The 21,667-nt window shown below is 71.3% G+C and carries 22 protein-coding genes and 1 pseudogene; 12 read left to right on the plus strand and 11 right to left on the minus strand.

The features are described from left to right. Positions 1–10 precede the first annotated feature (10 nt). Positions 11–775, minus strand: coding sequence for a lysophospholipid acyltransferase family protein (locus tag HNP44_RS16170; protein ID WP_259142061.1), 765 nt, complete (start codon positions 773–775; stop codon positions 11–13). 101 nt (positions 776–876) lie between these two features. On the opposite strand from HNP44_RS16170, the gene HNP44_RS16175 reads away from it, so the two are divergent. After that, entirely contained in the window at positions 877–2,466 is a 1,590-nt protein-coding gene (locus tag HNP44_RS16175; RefSeq protein ID WP_259142062.1) for a Rieske 2Fe-2S domain-containing protein, read from the plus strand. Beyond that, complete coding sequence (locus HNP44_RS16180; protein WP_259142063.1) at positions 2,463–4,070, plus strand: roadblock/LC7 domain-containing protein; 1,608 nt, start codon at positions 2,463–2,465, stop codon at positions 4,068–4,070. The genes HNP44_RS16175 and HNP44_RS16180 overlap by 4 nt, the downstream gene beginning before the upstream one ends. 130 nt (positions 4,071–4,200) lie before the next feature. On the opposite strand, the pseudogene HNP44_RS16185 reads toward HNP44_RS16180, so the two are convergent. Then, a pseudogene (locus tag HNP44_RS16185) lies at positions 4,201–4,478 on the minus strand (MFS transporter); the annotation flags it as partial. A gap of 74 nt (positions 4,479–4,552) precedes the next feature. Beyond that, positions 4,553–5,521 (minus strand): MBL fold metallo-hydrolase, encoded by a 969-nt coding sequence (locus HNP44_RS16190; RefSeq protein ID WP_259142064.1) that lies wholly within the window; start codon positions 5,519–5,521, stop codon positions 4,553–4,555. Positions 5,522–5,568: 47 nt separating this feature from the next. On the opposite strand from HNP44_RS16190, the gene HNP44_RS16195 reads away from it, so the two are divergent. Further along, positions 5,569–5,967, plus strand: a complete 399-nt coding sequence (locus HNP44_RS16195; RefSeq protein WP_259142065.1) for a MerR family transcriptional regulator — start codon at positions 5,569–5,571, stop codon at positions 5,965–5,967. Here the strand turns inward: HNP44_RS16195 and serS are convergent. Then, a complete protein-coding gene (gene serS, locus HNP44_RS16200) occupies positions 5,939–7,192 on the minus strand; it encodes a serine--tRNA ligase (protein ID WP_259142066.1) in 1,254 nt (417 codons plus the stop codon). The two genes, HNP44_RS16195 and serS, sit on opposite strands and share 29 nt — an antisense overlap. A gap of 87 nt (positions 7,193–7,279) precedes the next feature. Here serS and HNP44_RS16205 point away from each other — a divergent pair, with 87 nt between their 5' ends. The 3 genes from HNP44_RS16205 to deoD all read left to right on the plus strand — a co-directional run bounded on the left by HNP44_RS16205 (position 7,280) and on the right by deoD (position 9,428). Beyond that, a complete protein-coding gene (locus tag HNP44_RS16205) occupies positions 7,280–8,287 on the plus strand; it encodes a septum formation family protein (protein WP_259142068.1) in 1,008 nt (335 codons plus the stop codon). A 2-nt stretch (positions 8,288–8,289) separates the two neighbouring features. Further along, positions 8,290–8,634, plus strand: coding sequence for a metallopeptidase family protein (locus HNP44_RS16210; protein WP_224651999.1), 345 nt, complete (start codon positions 8,290–8,292; stop codon positions 8,632–8,634). Between the two features lie 86 nt (positions 8,635–8,720). Next, positions 8,721–9,428 (plus strand): purine-nucleoside phosphorylase, encoded by a 708-nt coding sequence (gene deoD / locus HNP44_RS16215; protein ID WP_259142070.1) that lies wholly within the window; start codon positions 8,721–8,723, stop codon positions 9,426–9,428. Positions 9,429–9,434: 6 nt separating this feature from the next. Here deoD and HNP44_RS16220 read toward each other — a convergent pair whose 3' ends face one another. Together HNP44_RS16220 and pheA are read right to left on the minus strand one after the other, a co-directional pair. Beyond that, complete coding sequence (locus HNP44_RS16220; protein ID WP_259142072.1) at positions 9,435–10,064, minus strand: histidine phosphatase family protein; 630 nt, start codon at positions 10,062–10,064, stop codon at positions 9,435–9,437. Further along, positions 10,061–10,993, minus strand: coding sequence for a prephenate dehydratase (gene pheA, locus HNP44_RS16225; protein WP_259142073.1), 933 nt, complete (start codon positions 10,991–10,993; stop codon positions 10,061–10,063). Before pheA ends, HNP44_RS16220 begins: the two co-directional genes overlap by 4 nt. An 87-nt stretch (positions 10,994–11,080) precedes the next feature. On the opposite strand from pheA, the gene HNP44_RS16230 reads away from it, so the two are divergent. Continuing rightward, entirely contained in the window at positions 11,081–12,052 is a 972-nt protein-coding gene (locus tag HNP44_RS16230) for a hypothetical protein (RefSeq protein ID WP_259142074.1), read from the plus strand. Positions 12,053–12,088: 36 nt separating this feature from the next. On the opposite strand, the gene HNP44_RS16235 is transcribed toward HNP44_RS16230, so the two are convergent. Beyond that, on the minus strand, positions 12,089–12,484 hold the full coding sequence (locus tag HNP44_RS16235) for a hypothetical protein (RefSeq protein WP_259142075.1): 396 nt from the start codon (positions 12,482–12,484) through the stop codon (positions 12,089–12,091). 91 nt (positions 12,485–12,575) lie between these two features. Between HNP44_RS16235 and HNP44_RS16240 the strand changes: the two genes are divergently transcribed. Next, positions 12,576–13,310: a DUF2470 domain-containing protein gene (locus HNP44_RS16240; protein WP_259142076.1), complete on the plus strand. Its 735-nt coding sequence runs from the start codon at positions 12,576–12,578 to the stop codon at positions 13,308–13,310. An 88-nt stretch (positions 13,311–13,398) separates the two neighbouring features. Here the strand turns inward: HNP44_RS16240 and HNP44_RS16245 are convergent, their stop codons facing one another. Then, entirely contained in the window at positions 13,399–14,928 is a 1,530-nt protein-coding gene (locus HNP44_RS16245) for an MFS transporter (protein WP_259142077.1), read from the minus strand. After that, positions 14,925–15,491: a TetR/AcrR family transcriptional regulator gene (locus HNP44_RS16250; protein WP_259142078.1), complete on the minus strand. Its 567-nt coding sequence runs from the start codon at positions 15,489–15,491 to the stop codon at positions 14,925–14,927. The genes HNP44_RS16245 and HNP44_RS16250 overlap by 4 nt, the downstream gene beginning before the upstream one ends. A 78-nt stretch (positions 15,492–15,569) precedes the next feature. Between HNP44_RS16250 and HNP44_RS16255 the strand changes: the two genes are divergently transcribed. Beyond that, positions 15,570–16,250, plus strand: a complete 681-nt coding sequence (locus HNP44_RS16255) for a hypothetical protein (protein WP_259142079.1) — start codon at positions 15,570–15,572, stop codon at positions 16,248–16,250. A gap of 8 nt (positions 16,251–16,258) precedes the next feature. Here HNP44_RS16255 and HNP44_RS16260 read toward each other — a convergent pair whose 3' ends face one another. Then, complete coding sequence (locus HNP44_RS16260) at positions 16,259–17,719, minus strand: NCS2 family permease (RefSeq protein ID WP_259142080.1); 1,461 nt, start codon at positions 17,717–17,719, stop codon at positions 16,259–16,261. Between the two features lie 64 nt (positions 17,720–17,783). On the opposite strand from HNP44_RS16260, the gene HNP44_RS16265 reads away from it, so the two are divergent. The 3 genes from HNP44_RS16265 (at position 17,784) to HNP44_RS16275 (ending at position 20,736) form a co-directional block, all read left to right on the plus strand. Beyond that, a complete protein-coding gene (locus tag HNP44_RS16265; RefSeq protein WP_259142081.1) occupies positions 17,784–18,563 on the plus strand; it encodes a CPBP family intramembrane glutamic endopeptidase in 780 nt (259 codons plus the stop codon). Positions 18,564–18,630: 67 nt separating this feature from the next. Continuing rightward, positions 18,631–20,067, plus strand: coding sequence for an LCP family protein (locus HNP44_RS16270; protein WP_259142082.1), 1,437 nt, complete (start codon positions 18,631–18,633; stop codon positions 20,065–20,067). A gap of 9 nt (positions 20,068–20,076) precedes the next feature. Continuing rightward, positions 20,077–20,736, plus strand: coding sequence for a TetR/AcrR family transcriptional regulator (locus HNP44_RS16275; protein ID WP_259142083.1), 660 nt, complete (start codon positions 20,077–20,079; stop codon positions 20,734–20,736). A gap of 30 nt (positions 20,737–20,766) precedes the next feature. On the opposite strand, the gene HNP44_RS16280 is transcribed toward HNP44_RS16275, so the two are convergent. Further along, the gene (locus tag HNP44_RS16280; protein WP_259142084.1) at positions 20,767–21,663 is read right to left on the minus strand and encodes a DUF5926 family protein; all 897 of its coding nucleotides are present in this window, start codon (positions 21,661–21,663) and stop codon (positions 20,767–20,769) included. Between the last annotated feature and the right edge of the window lie 4 nt (positions 21,664–21,667).

Raw genomic sequence — 21,667 nt, forward strand, 5'->3', positions numbered from 1 at the left:
CGACGGCGCCTCAGGCACCGTCGACCTGACGTTCCTCCCGGGCACGACGACGCTCGTCGAGGTCGGCGGCGTCCATCGCGTCGGCCTCCTCCAACGTGGGCGCGGTGCCGCCCAGGCGCGCGGGCACCCAGGGCTCCCCCTGCGGGTGCGGGCCGTAGAGGTCCTGCAGCTGCAGCAGCATGGCCTGCATCGACTCCTTGAGCCGCGCGGTCAGCTCGTCGGGCGGCCCGACGGGGTCGAGCGGGTCGCAGACGCCGATGACGATGCGGAACTTGTTCCGGCCGAGCTTCTTGGGCAGGCCTTTCGTCCAGATCTGCTGGGCGCCCCACACCACGACGGGGACGATCGGCACGTTCGCCTCGATCGCCATGCGCGCGGCGCCGGACTTGAAGCCCTTGAGCTCGAAGCTGCGGCTGTGCGTGGCCTCCGGATAGACGCCGACGAGCTCGCCGGCCTTGAGCGCGTCGACGGCGGCGGAGTACGCCTCCGCGCCCGCCTCGCGGTCGACGGGGATGTGGCGCAGCGCGCGCATGATCGGCCCCGACTTGGAGTTGTCGAAGACCTCCTTCTTCGCCATGAAGCGCACCTTGCGGCGACCGGCCGCGTACGCGGGCTTCCCACCGAAGGGGAAGTCCAGGTAGCCGGTGTGATTGATGGCGACCACAGCCCCGCCCGAACGGGGGAACTTATGGAAGTCCACCTCGGTGAACTTGATGCCTTGGAAGGCCCACATGCCGCGGGCAACTTCGAGAATCGTTCCGTAGACGGGTTCCACACCGTCAGCGTAGCCGCGGAGCCGACTGCGCGGTGTGTCAGCCGGTCGTCCGGTCGCCCATTACGCTGTAGCGGTAACGAACACAGGCGAAAGGCTCCACAGTGCAGGTCACCAGCGTCGGGCACGCGGGTTTCCACGTCTCCACCGCCGCAGGCACCATCCTGTGCGATCCGTGGGTCAATCCCGCGTACTTCGGGTCATGGTTCCCCTTCCCGGACAACACGCAGCTGGACTGGAAGGCCCTGGGTGACGTCGACTACCTCTACGTCTCCCACCTGCACCGCGACCACTTCGACGCGAAGAACCTCGCCGAGAACGTGAGCAAGGACGCCACCGTCCTGCTGCCCGACTACCCCGTGCCGGATCTGCGGCGCGAGCTGGAGAAGCTGGGCTTCACGAAGTTCTTCGAGACGCAGGACTCGGTGAAGCACACTCTCAGCGGCCCCAAGGGTGCGCTCGACGTGATGATCATCGCCCTGCGCGCGCCCGCGGACGGCCCCATCGGCGACTCTGGTCTCGTCGTCTCCGACGGCGAGACGGTGCTGTTCAACATGAACGACGCCCGCCCCGTCGACATGGAGGTGCTCGACGAGTTCGGCGGCATCGACGTGCACCTGCTGCAGTACTCGGGCGCCATCTGGTACCCGATGGTCTACGACATGCCGAAGGGCTCGAAGCGCCGCTTCGCCGAGCAGAAGCGCCAGCGTGGCATGGACCGCGCCCGCAGCTACGTCGACCAGGTCGCCGGCACCTGGGTCGTGCCGTCCGCGGGCCCGCCCGCGTTCCTCGACCCCGAGCTGCGCTACCTCAACGACGAGGGCCGCGTGGACCGCGAGACGATCGGCGGCGACCCATCGAACATCTTCCCGGACCAGATCACCTTCCTCGAGGAGATGAAGAAGAACGGCAACGACGGGGGCCTGCTGTTCATCCCCGGCACCGTCGGCGAATTCCGGGGCAAGGAACTCGTTTCGCTCACGCACCCGGTCTCCGAGGCCGAGGTGATGGACATCTTCGAGAACAAGACCGCGTACCTCGACGCCTTCGCGGCGCGCCAGGCGCCAGTGCTCGAGGCCGAGAAGGCGACCTGGGCGGCCGACGACGGCGTGCCGCTGCTCGGCGCCCTCAAGGCCAAGTTCGAACCGATCATGCAGGCGTCCGCGCTGATCAGCGACGGGATCGGCTACGCGGTCGGGCTAGAGATGGCCTCGCCCGACGGTGCCGTCGAGACCGTGGTGCTCGACTTCCCGAACCGCACGGTCCGCAGCCCGGAGGAGGGCGACGGCAAGTATCGGTACGGCTTCCGGATCGCCGCCGAGCTGGTGCGCACGGTGCTCCGCGACGACGAGCCCGACTGGGTGAACACGATCTTCCTGTCGACGCGGTTCACCACCTGGCGCATCGGCGGCTACAACGAATTCCTCTACACCTTCTTCAAGTGCCTCACCGATGAGCGCATCGCCTACGCCGACGGCTGGTTCTCCGAGGCGCACGACGACACCGCGTCGACCGAGCTGGACGGCTGGGAGGTGCAGCGCCGCTGCCCGCACCTCAAGGCGGACCTGTCGAAGTTCGGCGTGGTCGACGGCGGCAAGCTGACCTGCAACCTGCACGGCTGGCAATGGGACCTCGAATCCGGACGTTGCCTCACCTCCAGTGGGCACGAGCTGCGCGCGAAGAAGCTGACATGAGCGGGCCGCGGCGTCCGCGCAACAACCGGCAGCGCGTCGAGGACTACTACGGCGTGCACGACACGGGCATGGGCTCGCGCCCGGCGCCCGCCGCACCGCCCGCTCCCCCGGCGGTGCCGCCCGCCGGTCCCCCGCAGGGCCCGCCGCAGGGGCAGGCTCCGCAGGGACAGCCGCCGCAGGCGCCCCGCCGGCCGCGGGTGATCCCGCCGCCCGAGGTGCAGGTCGCCGCGAAGGAGGCGGCCCGCGTCGCCGCCGGCGCGCCGCCGTCCGCACCGGGCACGCCGGGCGCCGGTCCGGCACCGTCGGATCCGCTCGCCGGCGTGGCCGCGCCGTCGTTCTCGCAGGCCGACAGCCCGGCGCCCGAGGCGCCGCGCACCAAGCCCGACCCCCTGACCGACCCGCTGACCTCCGAGACCTTCCAGGGCGTGCAGCCCGCGTCGGACACCTATGAGACGGGCGTGGTCGGCGGCTTCGGCTACAGCGCGTCGACGGGGCCGCAGACCGCGTCGAACACGTCCGCGACCGCCTTCGACGGCGGCTTCGACCAGTTCGCGCCGCCGCGGTTCGAGCCCCGCACGGAGGACCGCTGGGTCGATCCCGCTCCGCGGCCCGGGCACGAGGACGGCGAGACTCTCGAGGCGACGTTCGAGGCGCACCCGGAGTCCGAGACCCTCGACGAGCCCGACGAGTCGTACATCGACGTCGAGGTGGTGGACGTCGAGGTGGACGCGGCGCACGCCGCGGAGCCCGAGGAGCCCGCCGAGACCGAGGCGCCCGCGGTGGCCGACGAGGCGGAGTCGCACGAGGACGAGGTGCACCACGCCGAGTTCGTCGACCACGAGGCCGAGCCGGCCGACGCCGCGGCGGAGCCTGTCGAATCCGAGGCAACAGAGCCCAGCGAGCCCGAGGCGGCGGAGTCCGGCGACGGCGCGGACGAGCGCGATGCCGCTGCGGAGGAACCCCACGACGGCGCGAGCACCAGCGCCGAGTCGGCGTCGTTCGGCGACGATCCGGCCGCGGAGTCCGAGACGTCCGCGGGCACCGGCGAGACCGAGGAGTCCGCGGAGACCGACGAACCCGCACCCGCGGAGGAGCAGGCGCGCCCGACGTTCTCGGAGCCGCTCGCGATCGATCCGTTCCCGTACACGCAGATCGATGAGACCTACGTCGACTCCGAGACGCTGCAGACTCTGCAGAACCGCCAGGCACCGTACGAACCGAAGGACCCCGGTGACATGACCGAATTCAACGAGTCCCTGAACGAAGCCATGACCATCGACGGCGCGCTGGGCGTCGCGTTGGTCGACGCGAGCAGCGGCATGGCGCTCGCGACCGCCGGCAACCCCGCGGAGTTCAACCTCGAGGTCGCGGCGGCGGGTAACTCGGCACTGGTGCAGGCGATGAGCCGCACGCTGGGCGATCTGGACCTGGACGACCACATCGAGGACATCCTCATCACCCTCGGCACGCAGTACCAGATCGTGCGCCCGATCAACCAGGGCACCGACGACCTGTTCCTCTACCTGGTGCTGGACCGCTCGCGCGCCAACCTCGCCATGGCCCGCTTCCGCCTCACCAAGCTCGCGGAGCAGATCGAGGTCTGACCCGCCCGACCGCGGCCGCTCCCGGGTGATCGCGGGCGACCTCCGAAGCGCAACTCCGTCGGAGAATCGGCGGATCACCGTTCGGCGATGCGTGACGGCGTCGCGAGCCGGAATGCGGCCGAATCCTCGCAGCACCGCTACCCTGCATGCGCGGTAACGAAGCGCCAATGCACGATGGTTCAAGTGAGGTCGCGGCGAGCAGGAAGGTCGTCACCACCACGGCTTGGGGCCGCGTCCGTCCGCCTTGGAGGCGATGAGTCCGCCGATCACCGCGCCGCCGTTGAGCACGAGGAGGAAGGCCGGCGATCCCTTCGCGTCGTAGCCGGCGTCGGCCATGATCTTCGGCAGCCAGGTGGTGAGACCGTAGGTGTGCAGCGGCCCGGCGAAGCTCATGAGGCCCAGTAGCGCGCGACTCTCGGATTCTGTCCATCACGGACAGCGCGTCCGTAGCGGAGAGGATCCGAGAGTCGGGCCCGCAGCGTCTACGCCCAGCGGCCGGCGAGGTCGTGGTCGTGGCACGGAACGACCGTGACGTCGCCGGGCAACGCCATGAGGCGCATCATCGTCTCGAAGGTCGCGTCGCGGTCGACGTCGACGAGCAGCCCTGGAAAGGCCGCCTTCTGCGCGCCGTGCGCCAGTTGCTCGGAGTGCCAGACCGCGTCGCCGGCCATGAGCACCCGCCCGCGTTCGGTGTTCAGTAGCACGCCGATGCTTCCCGGCGTGTGTCCCGCGAGGTCGACGAGTACGACCGATCCATCGCCGAAGAGGTCGTGGCTCGCCGGGAACGCCAGCACGGGAGGACCGTCGAGGTCCCGCAGGTCCATCGCGCGACCGGCGAGCGCGGGCCGGACCCCGGCGGCCGGTGCCAGTTCTCCGGCGACCGCCCACTCGTGCTCCCGACGGTGCGCCGTCAACTGCAGGCCCGGCAGGTCGAGTAGCCCGCTGACGTGATCCCAGTGCAGATGCGTCGACAGCGCGAGGTCGACGCTCGCCGGATCCACTCCGCCGCGGTGCAGCGCCTCGACGGTGCTGAGGACGTCAGGAGACGGCATCACGGCGGCGCGGAGCATCGGCTGCATGGCGCCGAGGACCCGCTCGCGCACCTGGGAGGCGACGGACGGGTCGAGCAGGATCCGCGCGGACGGGTGGTCGATCACGTAGGTGCGCATGCCCATCCGGATCGTCGCCGGACTCCGCACACCTTCGAGCACGGTGATCGTGCGGACGTCGCGCGGGACCTGTGGCAGGGCCCGCAGGCGCACCGTCACCGACGACGCCGGCGGCGAGGCGAGCGCCTCGCGCAGACGCGCGATGCGTGCGGGATCGGGCCGGCGCGGGCGCACCGCACCGGCTATCGACTGCCCGACCGCCCGGCAGCACGTGCTCAGCGCTGTCGGTTCGACGCGGTCGACGATGTGGTCGGGGCTGATCTGCTCGGTGGTGTCCGTCATGGCGCTACGGTAGAACTTCAGGTCGACCTGAAGTAAAGGCGGAACGCATGCACATCGGGGATGCGGCGGCGGAGGTGGGCGTCGCGACGCACGTCCTCCGGCATTGGGAGGACGTCGGCGTGCTCGTGCCCCCGCGCGAGCCCGGCGGACAGCGCAGCTACTCCGGCGAGCACGTCGCCCGGGCCCGCCTGATCCTGCTGTGCCAGCGGGCGGGCCTGTCGCTCGACCAGATCAAGCAGCTGATCGTCGCCGATACGGCTGGCCGGGCCGAACGACTACGCGGGCACCGGGAGGTGATCGCCGGGCGCATCGACGAATTGCAGCGCGCCGATGCCTTCCTCGAGCACACGCTCACCTGCGCGCACACTGTGGTCACCCAGTGCCCGGAGTGCTCCGGTTTCGCTGCGGGCCGGGACCTTACGGGCGCAGCACGTCCGTTCCGATGAACGGCTGCAGCGCGACGGGCACGCGCACGGAACCGTCGGGCTGCTGGTGGTTCTCCCAGATCGCGACGAGCCAGCGCGTGGTGGCCAGCGTGCCGTTCAACGTGGCCGCGACCTGCGGCCGACCGTCGGAATCGCGGTACCGGATGCCGAGCCGCCGCGCCTGGAAGGTGGTGCAGTTCGAGGTCGACGTGAGCTCGCGGTAGCGGCCCTGGGACGGCACCCACGCCTCACTGTCGTACTTGCGCGCCGCCGACGAGCCCAGATCGCCCGCCGCCACGTCGATCACCCGGTAGGGCACCTCGACGGCCGCGAGCATCTCCTTCTCCCAGTTCAGCAGGCGCTGGTGTTCGGCCTCCGCGTCCTCCGGCTTGCAGTAGACGAACATCTCGATCTTGTCGAACTGGTGCACGCGGATGATGCCGCGCGTGTCCTTGCCGTACGAGCCGGCCTCGCGGCGGAAGCAGCTCGACTGCGCGGCGTAACGGACGGGACCGTCGGAGAGATCGAGGATCTCGTCCATGTGGTAGCCGGCCAGCGGGACCTCCGAGGTGCCCACCAGGTACAGGTCGTCGGCCTCGAGGCGGTAGATCTCGTCGGCGTGCGCACCCAGGAAGCCGGTACCCGCCATGACCTCGGGCTTGACCAGCACGGGCGGGATCATCAGCGTGAAGCCGTTCGCCACGGCCTTCTGCACCGCGAGCTGCAGCAGCGCCATCTGGAACAGCGCGCCGTAGCCCTTCATGAAGTAGAACCGCGAGCCCGAGACCTTGGCACCGCGCTCCATGTCGAGCAGGCCCAGGCCCTCCGCGAGCTCCAGGTGGTCCTTGGGGTCCGCGATCGCGGGGATCTCGCCCACGTGCTCGAGCACCACGAAGTCGTCCTCGCCGCCGGCGGGCACGCCGTCGATGATGACGTTGCCGATCTTCCGCGCGAGAACGTCGAAGGCCTCGTCGGCGCTGCTCTGCGCGGCCTCGGCCTCCTTCACCCGCGCGGCGAGCTCGCCCGCAGCGGCGACGAGTGCCTTGCGGTCCTCGGGCGCCGCCTTGCCGATCGACTTCGACGAGGCCTTGTGCTCGGCCCGCAGGGTGTCGGCCGCCAGCACCGCCGCCCGACGGTCCGCGTCCGCGGACAGCAGGGCGTCGACCAGCGACGGGTCCTCTCCACGGGCGCGCTGCGAGGCGCGCACACGGTCCGGGTTCTCGCGTACCAGCTTGACGTCGATCACCCGACCAGCCTATTACGGCACCGTCGACCCGCCCCAACCGCTACACCGCCCACCCGTCCCGGCCCGGACCGGGCATGATGGAGGGCGATGGCCGACGACACCGAAACCCAGCCCGCACCCGCCGCGAAAACCGGGCGCGCCGGAGCCCTCACCGTGCGTGCCGTCCTGGCCGCGGTGGTCGTGGGCGCACTCGCCATCGGCGGAGTCCTGTTCGCCACCGGTGCCTTCGAGCCGAAGAACGAGGAGAAGGCGCCGCGGCTCGCCGCCGCCGGGACCACTCTCGCCCGATCGAAGCCCGGTACGTGCCTGACCTGGGACAAGGATCCGTCGACGATGGCCCCCGTGGACTGCGTGCAGCCGCACAAGTTCGAGGTCGCGGGCGAGCCCGCCCGCACCCTGCCGGAGAACGCGCCCTACCCCTCGGAGACGGCCCTGGCCGCGCAGCGCGACCAGCTGTGCCCGCCCGTGGTAACCGAGTACCTCGGCACCCGCCTGGATCCAATGGGCAGGTTCCAGATGGGGCTGCTCACGGCGGGTGAGAAGGCGTGGGGGTCTGGCGACCGGACGATGCGCTGCGGCGTGCAGGTGGTCGACGGTGCCGGCAACGCCCTGGAGAGCCAAGGCAAGATCGTGAACCAGGACAAGTCGTTGACCTGGCCACCGGGCACCTGCATCGGCATCGACGGCCGCGGGCAGCGCACCGCGCCCGTGGCCTGCACGCAGCCGCACGCCTTCGAGGTGACCGCCGTGATCGACATGCGGCAGGCCTTCCCCGACGCCTCGTGGCCCACCGAGCGGCAACAGGAGGACTACCTGAGCCGCATCTGCCCGTCGCGCACGACGGGCTGGTTCGGCTCGCAGGACGGGCTGCGCAAGTCCGGCCTGCAGCTCGCGTGGAACAAGCTCTCACAGCCCTCGTGGACCGCCGGCTCGCGCTCGGTGATCTGCTTCCTCGCCTCGTCGAAGGACGCGCGCACGTTCACCCCGATCACGGGCTCCGCGAAGTCGCCCGACCTGCTGATCGACGGCAAGAAGCCCGTGATGCCGACCTTCCCCGGCGCCGCGCCCGCCCCGACGCCCGCCCCCGGCCGGTAGCCGTGCACGTCTCCCGGCGCGCCTTCCAGGAGTGGGTGTCGGACGCGCTCGACGACGTCCCGCCCGAGCTGGCGAAGGCGATGGACAACGTGGTGGTGCTGGTCCGCGACCGCAACGAGGACGAGCCGACGCTACTCGGGCTCTACGAGGGCATCGCGCTGACGGAGCGGGACTGGAATTACGTGGGCACGCTGCCCGACACCATCACCATCTACCGCGAAGCACTCATGGACATCTGCGACACCGAGGAGCAGCTGCGCCACGAGATCCGGGTGACCGTGCTGCACGAAATCGGCCATCACTTCGGTATCGACGACCACCGACTCCACGACCTGGGCTGGGCCTGACCGGACGGGCACATCCCTCCGGAATCGCCGCCACCGACTGCACGACCTGGGTTGGGCCTGACCACCTTCCGAGAGGACCGACGAGAATGCCGACCCCGCACAACTCCGCCGCCCCCGGCGATTACGCGCCCGCCGTCCTCATGCCGGGCGATCCGCGACGGGCCCGCCGCATCGCAGAGACGCTGTTCGATGACGCCCGTCTCGTCAACGAGGTGCGCGGGATGGAGGCGTACACGGGCACCGTCGGGGGCCGGCCGATCTCGGTGATGGGCTCCGGCATGGGCATGCCGACGATGACGATCTACGCCACCGAGCTCTACCGCGAGTACGGCGTGCAGCGGATCATCCGGGTCGGGACGTCGGGCGGCTTCCAGGACGACCTGGCTCTCGGCGACGTGATCGTCGCGACCGCCGCGCACACCGACTCGGCGATCAACGACCCGCGGATTCCCGGCGTGAGGTTCGCGCCCGCGGCCTCGTATCCGCTGCTCCGCGCCGCTGTGGACGCCGCCCAGCGGGCCGGGACGCCCGTTCGGGTGGGCCCGGTGTACTCGTCGGACCACTTCTACCTGGCGCGCCCGGGCCTGCACGAGGGGTTGCGCGACCACGGCGTCCTCAGCGTCGACATGGAGACCGCCGCGCTGTACGCCGTCGCCGCGGCGGAGGGCCACGAGGCCCTGACGGTGCTCACGGTGAGCGATCATCTCTTCCGCGAGGAGGCGATGCCGTCCGAGGACCGGGAGAAGAGCTTCGCCGCCGCCGCGGCCATCGCGATCGAGGCCGCCTTCAGCTGACCGGCCCTAGCCCATCGGGTCCAGGTGCGACGGGGCGTCGGCCCAGCTCACGAGCTCCCACGCGCCGCCGTCGACGGGGCGGAGCACGATCTCGCCGGTGTTGGGCAGGTGGTGCTTGTGCGCGTAGGCACCGTCGACGCCGGACAACTGGAAGCCGACGAGCCGGATGGCGGCCCCGTGGCTGACGAGGTAGGCGTCGCCATGCGGGAGGTGCTCGGCGCGGATCACGTCGACGGCGGGCAGGAAGCGCGCGAGCAAGTCCTCGGCGCTCTCGCCGCCGGGCATCGCGGCGGTCGGGTCGCCCTCGTACCAGCCCCGCACCACGTCCTGGAAGACCTTGATCGACGCCTCGTCGTTGAAGCCCTCCAGGTCGCCGGCCTGCACCTCGTGCACGCCGTCGATCACGGAGGTCTCCACGCCCCACGCGGCGGCGATGTGCCCCGCGGTCTGCTGCGCCCGGCGCGCGACGGAGCTGAGAAGGACGGCGGGCGCGGCGTCCGACCGCTCGGTGCCGTACCGGCGGGCCTGCTCAGCGCCCTCGGGCGTGAGCGGGGCGCCGGGCGGACGGGTGTCGAGGACCCGGGCGACATTCGCGGTGGTCTGGCCGTGCCGGACCAGGTGCAGCAGCCCCGTCATCGCTCGCCCCTGCGCAGGCCGTCGAACCAGGCCTCGGAGTCGCCGGGGTCGACGGGGGCCGTGCCGGGCCCGCCGGGACGGGGCCAGGAGCCGAGGAAGCGCAGCTCGTCGCACACCCGGTGCAGGGCGCGCAGCGCCTCGCCGACCGCGGGGTCGTCGATGTGGCCGACGCAGTCGAAGTGGAAGACGTAGCTGCCGAAGACCGTTCGCTTGGGGCGCGACTCGATGCGGGTGAGATCGACACCGCGCAGCGCGAATTCGGCCATGCAGAGTGCGAGTGAGCCGGGCCGGCTGGGCACGTCGAGCACCACCGACGTGCAGTCGCTTCCGGTACGCGCCGGCGCGGGACCGGGCTTGCCGCACAGCACGAACCGGGTGCGCGCGTCTGCCACATCGGCCACGCCGGTCGCCGCCTCGGTCACGCCGTACATCCGTGCGGCGAGCGCCGTGGTCACGCCGGCGTCGACGCGGCCCTCGGCGACGTCGAGCGCGGCGGCGGAGTTCGAGGCCGCCGGAACCACCTGCGCCTGAGGCATGTTCGCGGCGAGCCAGGCGCGAACCTGTGCGGCGGCCACCGGATACGCGCCGACCGTGCGAGCCTCGTCGAGCGGCTTCTCCGAGGCGATGGAGAAGGCGACGGCCAGGTCCGTCTCGGCGAAGATCTGCAGCGGCGCACCGAAACCGAGCGTGTCGAGCGTGGGCGTGACCGGCCCCTCGACAGAGGATTCGATCGGCACACAGGCGAAGTCGGCGGCACCGTCGGCGACCATCTCGAGTGCGGCCACCTGGCTGGGGGCGCTGATCCGTTCCGCGCCGGCGAGCTCGACGCCCGGCACCGCCATCGCGCCGCGGGCGGCGAGCTCCTGGCACTGCAGTAGCGCCATCTCGGTGAACGTCCCCTCAGGGCCGAAGTAGGCGATGCGTGTCACGCCCCGAGCCTAGCCGGGCCGCCGCGGTGGGGCGGCCGTCCGGTGATTCAGTACAGTCATTTCGTTCTTGCAGAAAAAGGGAGCGATATGGCGCAGGACGAGAATCCACTGGACCGGATCAGCGCGGGGCCGGCGCCGACGGGCCCGACCCCGTGGCGCTCGAATCGGCTGCCCACGGGAAGCCCCTACGCGAACGGCCTGTACGGCACCGGCGACGTGCGCAACCCGCGCCGCCTGGGCCGCGGCGGCTGGATCACCCTGATCGTGGCGGTCGTCCTCATCGCCGGCGCCGTGGCCTGGGCCGCTGTGTCCAAGCCAGGCCGGCCGGACGCCGGCTCGCCGATCGGAACGGCGACCTCACCGCCGCCGGTACCGAGCGTCGGCCAGATCACCGGCAGCGCCGTCTTCACCACCGCCCTCGTCTCGCCGCCCGGGTGCGCGCTCCCGCCGCTCGCGACGACCCCCGAGTCCGTGGAGGCCTTCGCCCGGGCGGGCACCGTCTGCCTCGAGGCGGTGTGGGGCCTCCGCGCCGGGACCGTCCGGCCATTCCGCTCCCCCGACGACGTGCCACCCGGCTCCGGCTGCTTCGCCGGCGAGGCCGTGACCAGCTACGGGACCTGCAACGACATCACCTATCTCAACGTGGACGCGGCGATCGAGGCCGCGGGCAACCAGGCGCCTCGACTGCTGCAATGGCTCGCGATGGCCGTCGCCGACCGGGCCGAGAGCCGCGCCGGCACCGCCGCCGATACGAGCTCGCTGATCCGCTCCGTCGGCGGCGACGGCCCACTCGGCATCGAGTACCGCAAGCGGGCCAAGGCGCAGCACCTGTGCCTCGCAGGAGCCACGGTCCAGCGCCTGGTCGACCACGGGATCACTCGCGACGACGTCGCACAGGCATCGGCGCAGTCGCGGATCTGGACGCTGCTCGGGGAGGGGACCGACGGTCCCCGTGTCCAGGCGGCCACGGCGCAGCAGTGGTTCGATCGCGGCAGCCTGTCCCCTACCCAGGAGGTCTGCCGGACCGCGTGGACCGTCCCCGTCGACCAGGTGTCCTGAGCGCGGGCAGTGCGCCCGTCGACCAGCTCCCCTGACCTACTTCAGATCCAGGGCGTGCAGGCGGTCCGTGACCGCCTGCGGGTCGGTCGTCACGATGTGCCGCAGCCGCTCCCGTACGGCGTCCTGCGCCATCGGGTTGAGCGCGGCCAGGCGCGCCTCGTCCGGCGCCGCGAGCGCGGCGGGGATGTCGTCGCCGGTGAGCGCCGCGACGACGGCGCACAGCACGGCGACGGCCTCGTCGGCATCCGCCACCGCGATCTCGAAGCCGGGGCCCTCGTCGTGCACGCCGTGCACCAGGAACTCGACCAGCGCGGTGGGGTCGCCGGGTGCGTAGACGCAGCTCGCACGGCCCGACGGGGCGGCCACGGCCAGCCCGTCGACCAGGGACATCGGCTCGCGCGGGGGTGCGAGCAACTCCAGTTCGATCGCCATCACGATGACCCTAACTCTTGCCCGGGGTTGCTCACCGCATTAGGTTAGGGTTACCTTCATGACTGACAACCACCGAGCGAGAGGAGTCGTCATGAGCGCCCCGACCATCGCCGAGCCGACACCGGCCGAGCGCGTCCGTTCCATTGCGGCCGTCCCCCACGCCGCGGTCCTCGCGGCCGACGGCTACGAACCGATCACCGTCGCGCTGCACCACATGCTGGGCGATCGCCTGGTGGTCGCCGTCGCCGACGACTCGCCCTGGCTCGAGGGCGTGCGCGCCATGGTCGAGATCAACGACATCTCGCCGCTCCCGCTCCGCGAGCGCACCCGCTCCCTGGTCTGGCTCTCCGGCCGGCTGTCCGAGGTCGCCGACGGTGCCGCCCTCGCCGCCCGCATCGCGGTGGACAGCCCGCTCGAGGCGCTGCTCGACGTCGGCAACGGCGCACGGCTGCTGACGATGCCGATCGAGACCGCCGTCCTCGCGGACGCCGCCGGCGCCTCGTCGGTGACGGGCGACGAGCTGGCCGCCGCCGAGCCGGACCCGTTCGCCGGCTACGAGATCGCGTGGCTCGCGCACGTCGAGACCGGCCATCCGGAGATGGTCGGGCAGCTCGCCCGCCGCCTGCCCGGGAAGCTGCGCAACCACCGCATCCGCCTGCTGGGCATCGACCGCCTGGGCATCCGCCTACGCGCAGAGCACCACGAGCTCTCCGACGTCGACGTGCGCCTGAACTTCGCACAGCCCGCCGACGACATGGCCGCCCTGCAGCGCAGCATCCGCATCCTGCTGGGCTGCCCCTTCCTCAACGGTCTCCGCGCGAGCTGATCTCCTCACGATGTCGAGTTCTGACGACACGGAGGTGTTCTGACGCACATCCGCCTCACGGAAACCCGAATCGTGAGCCGCCGCGGACTCAGTGCGCCTGCTGCGTGATGTCGGTGCCCTTGGGGGTGAGCGCGTAGACACCCAGAGCGACCACGAACAGAATCAGCCCGCCGACCAGGCCGGTCGTCTGCAGTGACGCGGTGAACCCGGTGGTCGCGTGCTCGGCGAGGGCGGGCAGGCCCGCCTGCTGCGCGATCGCCATCGCAGCACCGAGGGACTCCCCCGCCGCGCCCGCGGTGGCGGCGTCGACGCCGGGGATCGACCCGAAGTCGGCGTCGGCGGTGTAGAGCATGGCCGCGACGCTGCCGAGGATCGCGACACCGAGCACGTTGCCCAGGTCGTAGCTCGTCTCCTCGAGTGCGGCGGCGTTCCCCGCCTTCTCCTCCGGCGTTCCGGACATGATCATCGCGGAGGCCACGGTCATCGCCCCCATGCCGACGCCGACCAGGACGAGCGGCGCGAGCAGTCCCGCGTAGTCGAGCTGCGCGGGCGCCGCGATGAGCACCATGCCCAACGCCGCGGCGACGAGCCCGCCGGCGAGCACGACGCGGGCGCCCAGCACAGTCGCCAACCACGGCGCGGCCAGCGACGCGACGACCGCGGCCACGGCGACGGGCAGCAGCCGGACGCCGGTCTCGATGGGCCCGTAGCCCGCTACCAGCTGCATCCACTGCGCGAGCAGCAGCAGCGCCGCGGCCATCGCGAACATCACGCCGAGCGCGGCGAGGATCCCTGCGGAGAACTGCCGGCGCTCGAAGAGCCGCACGTCGAGCAGCGGGTTCTCCCGGCGCAGCGATCGCCGCACGAACAGCGCGAGCACCACGACCGCGAGCAGCAGGGCGAGCAGCCCCGGACCCGACAGCAACGTGTGGTCCTTCGCGAACCGCTTGATGGCCCACACCAGCGCCACCATCCCGGTGATCGACATGAGTGCACCGAGCCAGTCCCAGGCGCCCCTCGTTGCGACCTTCGACTCGGGAAGCAGGAAGACGCCGATGACCAGCACGATCACCATGATCGGCACGTTGACCATGAAAGCGGCACGCCAGGAGAAGTTCTCGAGCAGCACGCCGCCCACGATCGGGCCCACCGCGGCGCCCACGCCCGAGACTGCGGCCCACAGGCCCAGTGCCTTCGCGCGTTCGGCGGGGTCGGTGAAGATCACGCGCAGCATCGTCAGCGTCGTGGGCATGATCATCGCGCCACCCACGCCGAGCGCCGCCCGCAGGGCGATCACCTGGGCGGGCGTCTCGGCCCACAGCACGAGCGCCGACGCGACGCCGAAGACGACGTAACCGAGGAGCAGCATCCGCTTGCGTCCGAACCGATCTCCGAGTGAGCTGGTGGACACGAGCAGGCCGGCGAGCACCAGCGAATAGACGTCGATGATCCAGAGCTGCTGCGCCGCAGTCGGCCTCAGATCGGCCGCCAGGTCCGGCACGGCGATGTTGAGAATCGTCATATCGACGGTGATCACGAGCAGGCTCGCCGAGAGCAGCAGGGCGGCGGCCCAGCGCCGCGTAGCGGACAGCGCCGGCCGGGTGTCGATGTCGGTCATTCCGTCGTCTCCTGTCGGGGGCTCCAGAGCGCGGCGATCGCGCCGTCGAGCAGGGCCTCGTCAGCCGGCTGCTCGGCGAGGATGGTGTGCATGATCGCGCCGTCGGTGAACATCGCCACGGCCGCGGCGCTCTCGGGGGTGATGTACCGCTCGAGCGTCGCGGCGAAGTCCGCGGCCCACCGGTCACTCAGCTCCTTGAGCCCGGGGTACAGGGGCGTGGCGCAGGTCAGGGCGAAATCCGCGCCGACGAGCTGGGGGTCGCACAGGTAGCGGTACAGCGCCGCCACATACGCCGACGGGGACGCCCCCTCTCGGACGAACGTCGCTTCCAGTTCGTCGAGCCACTCCTCGGCCTCCACGATCAGCGAGGTCAGGGCCGCGGCCCGCAGATCGTCGAGGGTGGCGAAGTACTGCGTGGTGGAACCGAGTGGGACCCCTGCGCGCGCGGCGACCTTGCGGTGGGTCAGCGCGTCGGGTCCCTCCTCGACGACGAGCGCCGCAGCGGCCACGACGATCTCGCGGCGGCGGCGCTCGGGATCTCGGCGACGGGCGGGTGACGTCATCTCAACTCCTAATGTACGTTTGTACATGTACAAGGGTACATCAAGTGCAGGGGGAGCTGCATCGGATAGATTGGCGAGATGAGCGCCACACCCGAGGGCCCGCAGTCCAACACTCCGTCCGACCAGCCCGGCTCGCCGGATCACTCCGGCATGGCGGCCCGTGCGGGCGATGCCGCCAAACTCTGGGCACGGCGCGTGGTCGGCGCGATCGCCGTGCTGGCGGTGCTCGTGATCATCTACTTCTCGCTCGCCGCGATCGTGCCGCGCTGGTGGGCGGAACGGCTCGGCCGAGTCATCGACGGCAGCATGGCCACGGGCACCGGGCTGGGCCTGGCGATCGGCATCGTCTGCACGGCGATCCCGATTCTCCTTCTCGTCTTCGCCGCGCGCCACGTGCGCAGCCGTGCAAGCCTCGCGATCGGGGCCGCAGTCCTCGCGATCATCGCGGCCCTGCCGAACCTCCTCACGCTCACGATCGTGCTGGGCTCAGGCAACGCCGCCCACGCCGGCGAGCGGATACTCGACGTCGACGGCCCGATGTTCCGCGGCGCGTCAGCCGTCGGAGCGGCGGTGGGTGCGCTGCTCGCGATCGCGCTCGTGATCTGGAACCTTGGCCGCGGCAAGCGCAAGGCCCGGAAGCAGGCCGAGAAGGCCGCCGCGAAGCAGGCCAAGATCCAGGCCAAGGACGCCGCCAAGGCGGAGAAGGCCGCAGCCAGAGCGGAGCGCCGGGCACCGTCGGGCGACGGCGACAGGAGGTAACGCTCCCGTCAGATCCCGAACAGCACCTCGATCGGCTCCTTGGCGAAGTACAGCAGGAACAGCCCGGAGACGATCCACAGCAGCGGGTGGACCTCCTTGGCCTTCCCGCGCGCGACGGCCATCACCACCCAGGTGATGAAGCCGATGCCGATGCCGTTGGCGATCGAGTAGGTGAAGGGCATCGAGACCACGGTGAGGAAGACGGGCAGCACGACGGAGAAGTTGGCCCAGTTGATGTCCTTGAGCTGGCCCAGCATCATGGCGCCCACGATGACCAGCGCGGGCGCGGCGGCCTCGGACGGCACCACCTCGTAGAGCGGGGTGAAGAACATCGCGGCGAGGAAGAGCACGCCGGTCACGATGTTCGCCAGGCCGGTCCGGGCGCCCTCCGCGATGCCCGACGCGGACTCCACGAAGACGGTGTTCGACGAGGCCGAGGCGCCGCCGCCCACGATCGCGCCCGCGCCCTCGACGGCGAGCGCCTTGCCGATGTTCGGAACGGTGCCGTCCTCGCGCATCAGGTCGGCCTCCTTGGTGAGGCCGGTGATGGTGCCCATGGCGTCGAAGAAGTTCGACAGCACCAGCGCGAAGACCAGCACCGACGCGGCCAGCACACCGATCCGGGTGAAGGCGCCGAAGACGTCGACCTCGCCGACCAGCGAGAGGTCCGGTAGGCCGCCCAGCGAGGACGGGAGCTCGGGGATGTTCAGGCTCCAGCCGTGCGGGTCCTTGAACGACGGGCCGAGGCCCGCCACCTTCTGCACGATCAAGGCGACGACCGTGGTGATGACGATGCCGAGCAGGATCGCGCCCGGCACCTTGCGCACCACGAGCACGCCGATGAGCAGCACGCCGAAGACGAAGACCGCCGTCGGCCAGGCCGCGACGGAGTTGCCGATACCGAGGCCGACGGGCACCGTCGTGCCCGCGGCGTCGGGGATGCGCCGGACGAAGCCCGCGTCGACGAAGCCGATGAACGCGATGAAGCAGCCGATGCCGGCGGCGATCGCGGCCTTGAGTTCCGCAGGGATCGCGCGGAAGACCGCGGTGCGGAAGCCCGTGACGCCGAGCAGCACGATGATGATGCCGTCGATCACCACCAGGCCCATCGCCTCGGGCCAGGTGACCTGCGGCGCGATGCTCACCGCGAGCAGGCTGTTGACGCCCAGGCCAGCCGCGATGCCGAAGGGGTAGTTGACGATCGCGCCGAAGACGATGCACATCAGGCCCGCGGCGAGCGCGGTGACCGCAGCGACCTGTGCCGTGGGCAGCACGTTGCCGAGCACGTCGACGTTCTTGGAGTTGCCGACGACGCCGCCGATGATGATCGGATTGAGCACCACGATGTAGGCCATCGTGAAGAAGGTGACGAGGCCGCCGCGGAGCTCGCGCGGCACCGTCGAACCGCGCTCGGAGATGCGGAAGTACCGGTCGATGGGCCCCAGCTGGGGCTCGGTGGGTGCAGACACGCGTATTCCCCTTCAGCGGCAGTATGACCGCGCGATCGTACAACGCGCCCGATAGGGTGGCCCGGTGAACGCCCCCGAGCCCGTCCCGACCGCCGAGCGCCACCCGCTGCGCGCCGAGGTCGCGATCGTGCTACTGGTGACTTTCGCCTGGTCGGGACTGTATTCGACGGTCCGCCTCATCGGTTATCAGCTCGGGCCCGGGGTCCGCGGGACGACGGTGACACTCACCCCCGTCCGCAGCCCGCACGCGGTGATCGACTTCCTGCTGCAGGCGCTGGGCGCGCTGCAGCTCTTCGGCTGGGCCGCTCTGGCGCTGTACCTGCTGTACCGGTCCGGGATCCGCTTCGCGGACATCGGCTTCGCGCTGCGCCGCCCGCGCCGGGAGGTGCTGCGCGACGTGGGGCTGGGCACCGGCCTCGCGGCCCTCATCGGCATCCCCGGGCTGGCGCTGTACGCGGCGGGCCGCGCGCTGGGCGTGACCGCGAGCGTGGTGCCCGCGTCGGGCGACGTGCAGTGGTGGCGGATCCTCACCTACGTCCTGCTGGCGGCGGGGAACGCCGTCGCGGAGGAGGTCGTGGTCGTCGGCTACCTCATGACCCGGTTGCGGCAACTGGGCGTCGGGCGGGCAGGTTCGATCGCGGCGTCCTCGGTGCTGCGCGGCTCGTACCACCTGTACCAGGGCTTCGGCGCGGGCCTGGGGAACCTGGTGATGGGCGTGGTCTTCGGCGCCGCCTACGACCGCTGGCGGAAGCTGTGGCCGCTGGTCATCGCCCATTTCCTCCTCGACGTCGTGGCCTTCGTCGGCTACGCGCTGCTCCGACCGCACCTGGGATTCCTCGGCTGACCCCCCGGTGCGACCCGGATCACGCGCTGAGCCGATTTCTCAGTCGCGGCCCGTACAGTCGATGTGCGTGAACGACGAACGACCGCGCGACGAGCGGAACCTCGCCTGGTCGCAGGTCCCCGAGGGCGACCCGCGCTCCCGCGCGCCCCGGCACCCGCAGGGCATTCCCCGCCCGCGCCAGGGCGGCCGGTCCGTCCCGCCGCCGCAGCAGCCACCGCGCCGCCCCGCGCCGCAGAACCCCGCGCCGCAGGGGCGCGTTCCGCAGCAACCCGCCCAGCCCCGCGCCACCCGCGTCGAGCGACCGCAGCCGCAGCCCCGGCAGGAGTGGGCGCCGCGCCAGGAGCCCGAACCCGTCCCCGCGGGCGAGGCCAAACGCCCCGTCGGCGCCCGAGGCAGCAGCGACGGTCGCGTCCCTCCGCCACCGCGCCCGCCGCGCACCAGGAACCGCAGTGATCGGGAGCCCGGCCGACGGTCCGCCGCCCCCACACCCGAGGCGCCCGCGCCGAAGAAGGTCCGCCGCAAGCGCAAGCTGCACCCCTTCCGCTGGCTCGGCGTCTTCCTGGTGCTGCTGCTGGTCGGCACGGTGGCGGGCACGATCTATTTCGACGGCAAGCTCACGCGGATCGACGCGCTCGCCTCGTACGCGGGCCGCGTCGCCGACACGCCGGGCACGAACTGGCTGCTCGTGGGCACCGACGCCCGCGAGGGCCTGACACCCGCGCAGCAGAAGGCGCTCGCCACCGGCGGCGACCTCGGCGGCGCCCGCACCGACACGATCATGCTGGTGCACGTCCCGAAGTCGGGCGATGCGACGGTGGTCTCGATCCCCCGCGACCTCTACGTGCAGATCCCGGGGCAGGGCGGGCACAAGATCAACGCGGCCTACTTCCTCGGCAGCACGTCGGGCAACGGCGACGCGGCCGGCGCGCAGCTGCTGGTGCAGACCTTCGAGAAGGCCTCCGGCGTGCGCATCGACCACTACGCGGAGATCGGCTTCGGCGGCTTCGCGAACATGGTCGACGCGATCGGCGGTGTCGAGATGTGCCCGAAATACCCGATCAACGACCCCAAGGCGGGGCTACGGATCAAGGCCGGATGCCAAACGCTCGACGGCGCACAGGCCCTCGGCTACGTGCGCACCCGCGCCACCCCGAACGCCGACCTCGACCGGGTCGTGCACCAGCGCGAGTTCATGTCGGCGCTGTTCAAGGAGGCGACCTCGCCCACGACGCTGCTCAACCCGTTCGAGCTGTGGGGCCTGTCGAACGCGGTTGTCGAGGCGCTGTCCGTGGACAAGGACACGCACCTGTGGGATCTCGCGCGCCTCGCGTGGGCCATGAGCGGTAGCACCGTCACCACCACGACGCCCACCGCGGGCAGCGAATACACCAGCGACGGCGACTCCCTCGCGTGGGGGAAGAACACCACCGAATTCTTCGGCCTCATCGCCGCCGACCAGTCCATTCCCCCTCGCCTCCTCAGTGGGACCCCGGGAACCGGTTAAGGTGACGCCATGAGTGAACGCGGCCGGATCGGCCGTCCGCCGAAGGTGAACCGGGAGCAAGTGGTCGCCGCCGCGGCCGACATCCTCACCACCGACGGCCCGCTGAAGTTCTCGATGCGCACCCTCGCGGCGCGCCTCGACATCAGCGCGATGGGCATCTACCACTACTTCGACTCGAAGAACGACCTGTTGGGCGCCGTGCTCGAGCATCAGTCGTGGAACACACCAGTCCCGGAGCTGGCCGGAAACCCGCACGAGCGGCTGGTGCAGCTACCGCTCATCGTGATCGACCACCTCACGCAGCATCCGTGGGTGATCGACGTGCTCTCGGCGGACGAGATCATCGACGCCTACTCTGCGTGGTCCTTCGACGAGTTCCTCCGGACCACGGACGAGATCGGCATCCCCGAGGACGAGTCGCTGCACCTGCTACTGGGGTTGTGGCGGTTCACGATCGGCGAGGTCACGGTGCGCACCAACCAGGCGATGCGCGACGCCCGCCCTTCGTCGAGCGCCTGGTACCAGCGGGAGATCCCGAAGCACGTGATCGACCGCCCCCGGCTGGCCCGCGCCCTCGGCGCGCTGGATCCGAGCGCCGAGACCTACGACGTGCGGCAGACGATCCTCGCGTACCTGCGCGGCGCCCTCGGCGACCGCTTCCACGGCTGACCCGGCCGGAGCCGGATCAGCCGGCCGGGCCTACAGCGACACCTGGCGACCGCGCAAGCCGTCACGGGAGCGCCGCTGCGCGGCGGTGAGCTCGGAGTCGTCCGCTAGGGCCTCCGCCAGGCGCTTCGCCAGTTCGACGGTGCCCGGCACCCACTCGTCGGGGTGCGACTCGCGGTCCAGATCGAAGACCGGCACGAGCAGGCCGTCGGACCGGAACGAGCCGGCGAACCGCGAGCCCTCGCCCACGGTGAGGCCGCCGGCGGCGTGCACGCGGGCCAGAGCGGCCATCAGCTCGTCCTCGGGCGCGGGATGCACCCAACGCAGATGCGCTTTGGAGCCAGTGTCGGCCCACCAGGGCGCACCGATGCCGTCGGTCCCCAGGTCCAGGCGCGCGGCGGGGGTGATGAGCGAGTTGGCGTGCTCGACGAGCTGGCGGGTCTGCGCGTCGGCGTCGCCGGCGAGCCACCAGTCGAAGTCCTTGTGCACGGTGACCTCGAGCGGCGCGTCGGCCTCGAGGACTTCGAGCAGGGCACCGTCGGACTCCTCCGACAGCGCCTCCCCCACCGCGGCGTCGGCCGCGAACCGGGCGGCGCCGGCGAGCGCGGCGCCGGGCTGCAGCGGGCGGATGGCGGTCTGCAGGGCGGCGTAGCCGATGACCCCGTCCGCCTCCTCGCGCACCAGGGCCTGCGCGGCACCCGGGAGCACCGTCGCAAGGCGGATCTCGCGGTGCGCGCCCGCGACCTTCAGCGGCGCGGTAGCGCTCGGCACGAAATTGCGCAACGCGACGATGTCGCACTCGGCGGCCAGGCCCTCGAAGGGACGGCCCGTGTCAGCGACGCTCGCCTCGGCGCGGGCGCGCTGAGCGGCCAGCTTTTCGGCACGGTTCGATCCCTCGCGGGGAGTGGCATTGCGTTCGCGTCTACCCATGCCC

Origin of the sequence: Tsukamurella ocularis (assembly GCF_024807615.1) — a bacterium.
GTDB classification, from domain to species: domain Bacteria; phylum Actinomycetota; class Actinomycetes; order Mycobacteriales; family Mycobacteriaceae; genus Tsukamurella; species Tsukamurella ocularis.

What these genes read in the sequence shown, in the direction of transcription:
- HNP44_RS16275 (WP_259142083.1), top strand. Translation starts at nt 20,077, where the DNA reads ATGAGTGAACGCGGCCGGATCGGCCGTCCGCCGAAGGTGAACCGGGAG.
- HNP44_RS16195 (WP_259142065.1), top strand. Translation starts at nt 5,569, where the DNA reads ATGCACATCGGGGATGCGGCGGCGGAGGTGGGCGTCGCGACGCACGTC.
- HNP44_RS16245 (WP_259142077.1), bottom strand. Translation starts at nt 14,928, where the DNA reads ATGACCGACATCGACACCCGGCCGGCGCTGTCCGCTACGCGGCGCTGG.
- HNP44_RS16250 (WP_259142078.1), bottom strand. Translation starts at nt 15,491, where the DNA reads ATGACGTCACCCGCCCGTCGCCGAGATCCCGAGCGCCGCCGCCGCGAG.
- HNP44_RS16220 (WP_259142072.1), bottom strand. Translation starts at nt 10,064, where the DNA reads ATGACGGGGCTGCTGCACCTGGTCCGGCACGGCCAGACCACCGCGAAT.
- HNP44_RS16230 (WP_259142074.1), top strand. Translation starts at nt 11,081, where the DNA reads ATGGCGCAGGACGAGAATCCACTGGACCGGATCAGCGCGGGGCCGGCG.
- deoD (WP_259142070.1), top strand. Translation starts at nt 8,721, where the DNA reads ATGCCGACCCCGCACAACTCCGCCGCCCCCGGCGATTACGCGCCCGCC.
- HNP44_RS16205 (WP_259142068.1), top strand. Translation starts at nt 7,280, where the DNA reads ATGGCCGACGACACCGAAACCCAGCCCGCACCCGCCGCGAAAACCGGG.
- HNP44_RS16190 (WP_259142064.1), bottom strand. Translation starts at nt 5,521, where the DNA reads ATGACGGACACCACCGAGCAGATCAGCCCCGACCACATCGTCGACCGC.
- HNP44_RS16255 (WP_259142079.1), top strand. Translation starts at nt 15,570, where the DNA reads ATGAGCGCCACACCCGAGGGCCCGCAGTCCAACACTCCGTCCGACCAG.
- HNP44_RS16240 (WP_259142076.1), top strand. Translation starts at nt 12,576, where the DNA reads ATGAGCGCCCCGACCATCGCCGAGCCGACACCGGCCGAGCGCGTCCGT.
- HNP44_RS16280 (WP_259142084.1), bottom strand. Translation starts at nt 21,663, where the DNA reads ATGGGTAGACGCGAACGCAATGCCACTCCCCGCGAGGGATCGAACCGT.
- HNP44_RS16235 (WP_259142075.1), bottom strand. Translation starts at nt 12,484, where the DNA reads ATGGCGATCGAACTGGAGTTGCTCGCACCCCCGCGCGAGCCGATGTCC.
- HNP44_RS16180 (WP_259142063.1), top strand. Translation starts at nt 2,463, where the DNA reads ATGAGCGGGCCGCGGCGTCCGCGCAACAACCGGCAGCGCGTCGAGGAC.